Below are 8,966 nucleotides of genomic sequence, written 5' to 3'. Positions count from 1 at the left end.
AACAACTGTAGCAGACCTATTTGTCTCCCCCCGTTTTTAATATTTATGCCATCGCCCATTCAAACAAATGCACAAAAAAGAACTGAATGACAAACAGTTACATGCTTCATCATCCAGTATTCTCTTTATAATCAGTAAAATCTTACCAAACCAATTTAGGCAGATAACGGCTCAAGCACGTACGCAAAGCAGACAAAGTGATAGGTTTCACCAATACTTCTGAGGCTCCGCATTCCAAAGCTTTTTCACGGTCGGCAGTAAAAGCGTAAGCGGTCTGCATGATGATGGGAAGATTCTTATCCTCCCTACGTATAATTACCGTAGCATCCAGGCCGTTCATAATAGGCATTTTTATATCCATCAGAATAGCTTCCGCTTTACCCCGGTTCTCTTCGAACAAACTTACAATCTCCTCACCATTCTTTGCCCATAGTATCTCGCATTTCTTGCCGATGATAGCCTTTATCAGTTTAAAGTTACTATCATCATCTTCCGCAACCAGAATAAGCGGACGGTAATCTCCTGACACTTTTTCTATTTCCATGACCTATGCGTTTTGTTTATATAGGGGCAAAGATATAAAAAATAATAGATTTGCACTATCTTTGCACCTCATTTAAAAAATATATAATGATTTCTATAGACGGACTCGCCGTAGAATTCGGCGGAACTACTTTATTCAGTGACGTATCTTTCGTTATCAACGAAAAAGACCGTATCGCCCTGATGGGTAAAAATGGAGCGGGGAAAAGTACATTATTGAAAATCCTGGCAGGTGTAAGACAACCTACCGTGGAAAAATCTCAGCCCCCAAGGACAGTGTCATAGCTTACCTTCCACAACACCTTATGACGGAAGACGGACGTACCGTATTCCAGGAAGCGGCGCAAGCCTTTGCCCACCTGCATGAAATGGAAGCTGAAATAGAGCGCCTCAACAAGGAACTGGAAACGCGTACCGACTACGAAAGCGACAGCTACATGGAACTTATCGAGAATGTCTCCGCCTTAAGCGAAAAGTTCTATGCCATCGACTCCACCAATTACGAAGAGGATGTGGAAAAAGCACTGCTCGGACTGGGCTTTGTACGCGAAGACTTCAACCGCCAGACCAGTGACTTCAGCGGTGGATGGCGCATGCGCATCGAGCTTGCCAAGCTGTTGCTGCAAAAACCTGACGTGCTGTTGCTGGACGAGCCTACCAACCATCTGGACATAGAATCCATACAATGGCTGGAAGATTTCCTTATCAGCAACGGAAAGGCTGTCATCGTCATCAGCCACGACCGTAAATTCGTAGACAACATCACCACCCGTACCATTGAAGTGACCATGGGACGGATATACGATTACAAGGTAAACTACTCCAAATACCTGGAACTCCGCAAGGAACGCCGCGAACAGCAACAGAAAGCCTACGACGACCAGCAGAAGTTCATTGCCGAAACCAAGGAATTCATCGAACGCTTCAAAGGCACCTACTCCAAAACCCTGCAAGTGCAGAGCCGCGTAAAGATGCTGGAAAAGCTGGAACTGCTGGAAGTGGACGAAGAAGACACTTCAGCGTTGCGCCTCAAATTCCCTCCCTCTCCCCGCTCGGGCAATTATCCCGTCATCATGGAGGGAGTAGGGAAAAGTTACGGTGACCATGTGGTCTTCAAGAATGCCAACCTCACCATAGAACGGGGAGACAAGGTTGCTTTCGTCGGCAAGAACGGCGAAGGGAAATCAACGCTGGTGAAGTGCATCATGAAGGAAATAGAGCATGAAGGCACCCTCACGATAGGACACAACGTGCAGATTGGATATTTCGCACAAAACCAGGCCTCATTGTTGGATGAAAACCTGACCGTATTCCAGACCATCGACGATGTGGCAAAAGGGGAAATCCGCAACAAGATACGCGACCTGCTGGGTGCCTTCATGTTCGGCGGCCCCGAAGAGTCCATGAAGAAGGTCAAGGTGCTTTCCGGTGGAGAGCGCACACGCCTCGCCATGATAAAACTTTTGCTCGAACCGGTGAATCTGCTGATACTGGACGAACCGACCAACCATCTGGACATGAAAACCAAAGACATCCTGAAGCAAGCGTTACTGGATTTTGACGGTACCCTTATCCTCGTCAGCCACGACCGTGACTTCCTGGACGGACTGGTGAGCAAGGTATATGAATTCGGCAACAAACAAGTGAAAGAGCACTTGAGCGGCATCTACGAATTCCTTGAAAAGAAGAAAATGGACTCCCTCCGCGAACTGGAACGATAAGCATCCGCTAAACCCGGCGTCCGAACAAATGGCCGATACATATTGTTTTCATTTTACTAAACACTTAACTAAGAGAAAGTAAAATGAAACAATATGATGCCATCATAATAGGATTCGGCAAGGGCGGCAAGTTATTGGCTACCGAACTAATTGGAAAATAGCCATCGTGGAACGTTCCCCCCAGATGTATGGAGGGACATGTGTAAACGTAGGATGTATCCCCACCAAAGCTCTGATTCACGAATCGGAATATGCGGAAAAAAGATTCCACGACGATTATAAGAACCAGTCCAAACTGTATGCACTTGCCGTGGCGCGGAAAGACAAGCTTGTATCCTTCCTGCGTGAGAAAAATTATGAAAATGTAAAAAACAAGCCTAATATAACCCTCTATGACGGAACTGCTTCTTTCTTGTCCGAAAATACAATCCGCATAGTCTCCGGCAAGGAAGAAACGATTCTTGAGGGGAAAGAGATATTCATCAACACCGGGTCCACCCCTATCCTGCCTGCCATCGACGGACTCAAGGAAAGCAAGTACGTATATACCAGTGAGACCCTGCTGCAATCGGACAAACTGCCCGCACACCTGCTCGTCATCGGCGGCGGTGCTGTCGGATTGGAGTTTGCCACTATGTATGCAGGCTTTGGAAGCCACGTCACACTGCTGGAAGCGGGAAACCGCTTTTTGCCTAAAGTGGACCGCGACATTGCCGCCTCCATGCTGGAAGCATTGAACCGAAAACGTATCAATGTCCGGTTGAACGCCCGTGTCCAATCCGTGTACGACACAGCCGAAGGAATAACACTGACCTATACGGACAGTGCAAACGGCACTCCCTACTACCTGAAAGGAGATGCCTTGCTGGTAGCCATCGGTCGCAAGCCCATGACTGCAGAGCTGAATCCGGAAAAAGCGGGTATACAGACAGACAAGCGGGGAGCCATTGTTGTCGACGACCAATTACGGACTACAGCCCCACACGTATGGGCCTGGGGGACGTAAGAGGAGACGAACAGTTCGACTACTTGTCCATCGATGATTTCCGTATCATCCGTAACCAACTCTTTGAAAACAAAAAAAGGAGTACAAAAGACCGGTATCCAATCCCCTTTGCCATTTTCACCGACCCACCGCTGGCACATATAGGACTGACGGAAGAGGAAGCGATGAAGAACGGTTATTCCATACATGTGGCACGTATCCCTGCTGCCATGATTCCACGCGCCCGTACGCTACACAGCATAGACGGTGTGCTCAAAGCCATTGTAGACATCCATACCGGACGGATTCTGGGTTGTACCCTACTTTGTGCCGATGCACCGGAAGTAATCAATACCGTAGCATCAATCATGAAAACGGGACAGCGTTACCATTTCCTGCGGGACTTCATTTTCACCCACCCCAGCATGAATGAGGGATTGAATATGTTATTCAAACCTTTTTAGCATTTTCCATTTGGTAATTAAGTCCTTAACCTCTATCTTTGCATCCGTCCAAAGATAGAGGAATGAAAAAGAAACAGTACATAACCTATATTCTTTTTTTCATCAGCTTGATAATGCTGGTGATACCCGTCATTCCCCACCATCATCATGCCGACGGAATGATATGCATGAAGAATGATATCACCGCCGATTGCTGCGGACACCGCCATAGCCCGGGCAACGAGCACTGCTGTTGCGACACGGGATGCATGACAACCCACTTTGTACAACAGACGCCCAGCTCCTCCAATGATGTGTGTCCACATCCGGATGCCTTATGGGCAGTCACCCTACTCATTGAACCTTTTTCCAAGTTACTCATCCTGCCCGAGTTTGACATAAGCAGGCAGGAGTGCATCTATTTGGAATCTCTTCATAGCACGTTTATCATATGTGCTACGGGACTTCGTGCCCCTCCGTCTCTTCTTGTTTAACTGTTGCCGGGACATCACCGGGACAGATTTCTATCCGGCATAAGGAACAATGCAATTTGGTTGCACGCCCTATGCCCTAACTTTGTATTCAAAATCAAAAAAGTAAGAACAAATATCATCATGAAAAAAGTTATTTTCATGGGAGTCTTGGGATTATTCCTTTTAGGCTCCTGCAACAGCAAGTCCGGAGACAGCCACGAAGGACATAATCACGAAACAGAAGAGCACAATCATGACGGACATGACCACGAGGGACATGACCACGAGCATGAGGGACACAACCATGAGCACGAAGAGCAGAAAAACCATGCCGGAGGAAGCGATGAAATCATCCTGCCACCGGCAAAGGCACAAGCTGCCGGCGTAGCGGTCAGCACTGTTGAACCGGGTAGTTTCCATCAAGTCATCAAGACCAGCGGCCAGGTGATGGCAGCCCAGGGAGACGAGAGCGTAGCCGTAGCTACAGTAGCAGGCGTGGTTTCCTTCAAGGGAAAAGTTATCGAAGGAATGAGCGTCAGCAAAGGTACTCCTTTGGTGGTATTGTCATCCAAAAACATGGCCGACGGAGACCCGGTGCAAAAAGCCCGGATAGCCTACGAGGTTTCCAAAAAAGAATACGAGCGTATGAAAGCGCTTGTAGGCAACAAAATCGTATCTGAAAAGGAATTCGCGCAAGCCGAACAGATTTATGAAAATGCCCGTATCAGTTACGAGGCAGTCGCAAAGAACCATTCGACAAGCGGCCAGGCGGTTGTTTCTCCCATCAGCGGTTATGTGAAGAATCTGTTGGTGAAAGAAGGGGACTACGTCAGCGTCGGCCAGCCGTTGGTAAGCGTCACCCAGAACCGCAAGCTTTTCCTGCGTGCGGATGTATCCGAAAAGTACTATCCTTACCTAAACAGCATCGGTTCCGCCAACTTCTGTACTCCTTATAATAACAAGGTATATACATTGAAAGAACTGGGCGGGCGCATGCTTTCTTATGGAAAGGCTTCGGGTGAGAACGGATATTATGTACCCGTAACTTTTGAATTCGACAATAAGGGAGACGTTATTCCCGGCTCGTTTGTAGAAGTATTCCTATTATCCTCACCCATGGAGAACGTGTTGTCTCTTCCTCACAGTGCGCTGACCGAGGAGCAAGGCAGCTTCTTTGTCTACCTGCAACTGGATGAAGAGGGCTACAAAAAACAGCTTGTCACCCTGGGTGCCGACAATGGCGAGAGTGTACAAATCCTTTCCGGCATAAAAGCAGGCGACCGCGTCGTAACCCAAGGAGCCTATCAAGTGAAGCTGGCATCGGCAACGAATGCTATTCCGGCACATAGCCATGAACACTAATCTCATGTACAATTTGACAATTTACAAAGTACCATTTCGCTATGCAGTATAAGGGCTACGTGACGAATGGGGAGTGTAAAGTCAGATAAACAAGAAATATTAGATAAAACAGCAAGTGCGGCTGACATTGCGCAGCCCAATTGTACATTGTACATTGTAAATAGTAAATAGAAAGATGTTAAACAAAATAATTGGTTTTTCTCTTCAGAACCGCATCCTGGTGCTGGTAGCATCGGTGCTGTTGCTGATTGGCGGTACTTATACCGCCATGCATACGGAAGTGGATGTGTTCCCTGACCTCAATGCACCGACCGTGGTCATCATGACCGAAGCAAACGGTATGGCGGCAGAGGAAGTGGAACAGCTGGTCACTTTTCCTGTAGAAACGGCTGTAAACGGTGCAACGGGTGTGCGCCGTGTACGCTCTTCCTCAACGAACGGTTTTTCTGTAGTCTGGGTAGAATTCGACTGGGATACGGATATCTATCTTGCCCGGCAGATTGTCAGCGAGAAGCTGGCAGTCGTCAGCGAATCCTTACCGGCCAACGTAGGCAAGCCGACACTGGGCCCACAATCGTCCATTTTGGGCGAGATGCTGATTGTAGGTCTGACAGCTGATTCGACCTCCATGCTGGATTTGCGTACCATTGCCGACTGGACCATACGTCCCCGCCTGCTCTCTACGGGCGGTGTGGCACAAGTTGCCGTACTGGGTGGCGACATCAAGGAATATCAAGTGCAGCTGGACCCGGAACGGATGCGCCATTACGGCGTGACATTGAGCGAAGTGATGAACGTGACCCGCGAAATGAACCTGAATGCCAATGGTGGAGTGCTCTATGAATATGGCAATGAATATATCGTACGCGGCGTACTTTCTACCGACAAGGCAGACCAGATAGCCAAAGCCGTGGTGCGGAGCAACGGGGTCTCCGGCGCCCCTATCCTGCTGGAAGATATTGCCGACGTTCAAATCGGAGCCAAACTTCCTAAACTGGGTACCGCCTCGGAACGCGGCAAGCATGCCGTACTGCTGACAGTCACCAAGCAACCCGCCACAAGCACGCTGGAACTGACAGACAAACTGGAAGCTTCCCTGCAAGACCTGCAGAAGAACCTGCCTGCCGACGTAAAAATTTCCACAGACATCTTCCGTCAAAGCCGTTTCATCGAAAGTTCCATCGGAAACGTTCAAAAGTCGTTGTTGGAGGGAGGTATTTTCGTTGTCATCGTGCTTTTCCTGTTCCTTGCCAACGTACGTACCACAGTCATCTCGCTGGTGACACTGCCGTTGTCACTGATTGCCTCCATCCTTGCCCTGCACTATATGGCTTTACGATAAATACCATGAGCCTGGGAGGTATGGCTATCGCCATCGGTTCGCTGGTGGATGATGCCATCGTGGACGTAGAGAACGTCTACAAGCGTTTGCACGAAAACCGGCTGAAACCTGTCGGCAAGCAACGTCCTGTTCTGGAAGTAGTGTTCAATGCATCGAAAGAAGTGCGTATGCCTATCCTCAATTCAACGCTGATAATCATTGTCAGTTTCGTACCCCTGTTCTTCCTTAGTGGTATGGAAGGTAGGATGCTGGTACCGCTGGGCATTGCATTCATCGTGGCATTGGTCGCCTCTACCGTTGTGGCACTGACCGTAACGCCGGTACTTTGCTCCTACTTACTGAAGCCTCTCCCCCATCCCTCCCCCGTAGGGAGGGGAGAAAAGATACTCCGGAAAATGCACAAGCCACCCCTCCTACAGGGGAGGGGATGGGGGAGAGGCTTTCGTAGCACGCAAGATGAAGCAATGGTATGGCACGGCGCTGACTTTCGTATTGGGGCATAAGAAAGCGGTGCTGGGAGGTACTATCGGTTTGTTTGTAGTGGCGCTCGGCTGTTTCTTCACCCTGGGCCGTTCGTTCCTGCCGCCTTTCAATGAAGGTTCGTTCACCATCAATATCTCCTCGCTTCCAGGCATCTCCCTGGAAGAAAGCGACAAGATGGGGCACCGTGCCGAGGAGCTGCTGCTCTCCATCCCCGAAATACAGACCGTGGCCCGCAAAACGGGACGTGCAGAGCTGGACGAACACGCTCTGGGAGTAAACGTCTCCGAGATTGAGGCACCGTTTGAGTTGAAAGACCGCTCGCGCAGCGAGCTCGTGGCAGAAGTCCGCGAGAAACTGGGTAGCATTGTAGGGGCAAACGTGGAAATAGGCCAGCCTATCAGCCACCGTATAGATGCCATGCTATCCGGTACAAAGGCTAACATCGCCATCAAACTGTTCGGCGACGACCTGAACCGCATGTTCACTCTGGGCAATGAAATCAAGAGTGCCATCCAGGGTATTCCCGGTATTGCCGACCTGAACGTGGAACAGCAGATTGAGCGTCCGCAGCTTGTCATTTCGCCCAAACGGGAAATGCTTGCCCGGTACGGCATTCCGCTGCCCGAATTTTCGGAGTTTGTCAATGTCTGCCTGGCCGGTGAAGCCGTTTCCCAAGTTTACGAAAAGGGAAAGAGCTTCGACCTGACCGTACGCGTGAAAGACGACCTGCGCGACGAAATGGAAAAAATACGCAACTTGATGATTGATACGGGCGACGGACAGAAAATTCCACTGAACTATGTAGCGGAAATCCGCTCGGCCATGGGTCCGAACACCATCAGCCGCGAGAATGTAAAGCGTAAAATCGTTATCTCCGCCAACGTGGCCGACCGCGACCTGCGAAGTGTAGTCAACGATATACAAGCCCAGGTAGACGCACAAATCAAACTGCCGGAAGGATACCACATCGAATACGGCGGACAATTCGAAAGCGAGCAGGCGGCAAGCCGCACGCTGGCACTTACTTCGTTCATGTCCATCGTGGTGATATTCCTGCTCCTCTACCATGAATTCCGCAGTGTGAAAGAGAGCGCCATCATCCTTATCAATCTGCCGCTGGCATTGATAGGCGGTGTATTCGCCCTGCTCATCACAACGGGAGAAGTGAGTATCCCCGCCATCATCGGTTTCATCTCACTGTTCGGTATCGCCACCCGAAACGGAATGCTGCTCATCAGCCATTACAACCACTTGCAGCAGGAAGAAGGCTATGGCGTCTACGACAGCGTTATCCGCGGTTCGCTCGACCGTCTGAACCCGATTCTGATGACTGCCCTATCCAGTGCACTGGCACTTATCCCGCTGGCTCTCAGTGGCGACCTGCCGGGCAACGAGATACAAAGCCCGATGGCAAAGGTCATCTTGGGCGGCCTTTTAACATCCACGTTCCTGAACGGTTTCATCATTCCGATTGTTTACCTGATGATGCACCGGAAGGAAAAAGGAAGTGTGCATGAAAACTCCTGATATGTTTTCTCTTAGGCACGGATTACGCGGATTTCACGGAAAGGAGAAAGAAAAGGCCGCGCAATTCCGTGTAATCCGTGCCTGAAT

General features: G+C 49.6%; 3 protein-coding genes and 3 pseudogenes. 5 read left to right on the top strand and 1 reads right to left on the bottom strand.

The window, feature by feature from the left end; all coding sequences use genetic code 11:
* Window positions 1–142 precede the first annotated feature (142 nt).
* Complete coding sequence (locus tag JCM16496_RS18080) at window positions 143–544, bottom strand: response regulator (protein WP_025835989.1); 402 nt, start codon at window positions 542–544, stop codon at window positions 143–145.
* 86 nt (window positions 545–630) lie between these two features.
* Here JCM16496_RS18080 and JCM16496_RS24740 point away from each other — a divergent pair.
* The 5 genes and pseudogenes from JCM16496_RS24740 to JCM16496_RS18055 all read left to right on the top strand — a co-directional run bounded on the left by JCM16496_RS24740 (window position 631) and on the right by JCM16496_RS18055 (window position 8,879).
* Window positions 631–2,264 (top strand): annotated as a pseudogene (locus JCM16496_RS24740) (ABC-F family ATP-binding cassette domain-containing protein).
* Window positions 2,265–2,347: 83 nt separating this feature from the next.
* Window positions 2,348–3,713: pseudogene (locus tag JCM16496_RS18070) on the top strand (FAD-dependent oxidoreductase).
* Window positions 3,714–3,775: 62 nt separating this feature from the next.
* Complete coding sequence (locus JCM16496_RS22275; RefSeq protein ID WP_128809717.1) at window positions 3,776–4,186, top strand: DUF6769 family protein; 411 nt, start codon at window positions 3,776–3,778, stop codon at window positions 4,184–4,186.
* Between the two features lie 120 nt (window positions 4,187–4,306).
* Entirely contained in the window at window positions 4,307–5,527 is a 1,221-nt protein-coding gene (locus JCM16496_RS18060; RefSeq protein WP_025835986.1) for an efflux RND transporter periplasmic adaptor subunit, read from the top strand.
* Between the two features lie 175 nt (window positions 5,528–5,702).
* Window positions 5,703–8,879 (top strand): annotated as a pseudogene (locus JCM16496_RS18055) (efflux RND transporter permease subunit).
* Window positions 8,880–8,966 lie beyond the last annotated feature (87 nt).

The organism is Bacteroides rodentium JCM 16496 (assembly GCF_000614125.1).
Classification (GTDB): domain Bacteria; phylum Bacteroidota; class Bacteroidia; order Bacteroidales; family Bacteroidaceae; genus Bacteroides; species Bacteroides rodentium.
Note: the sequence above shows the minus strand (reverse complement) of the source record. Positions and strands in the feature narration are given on the sequence as shown.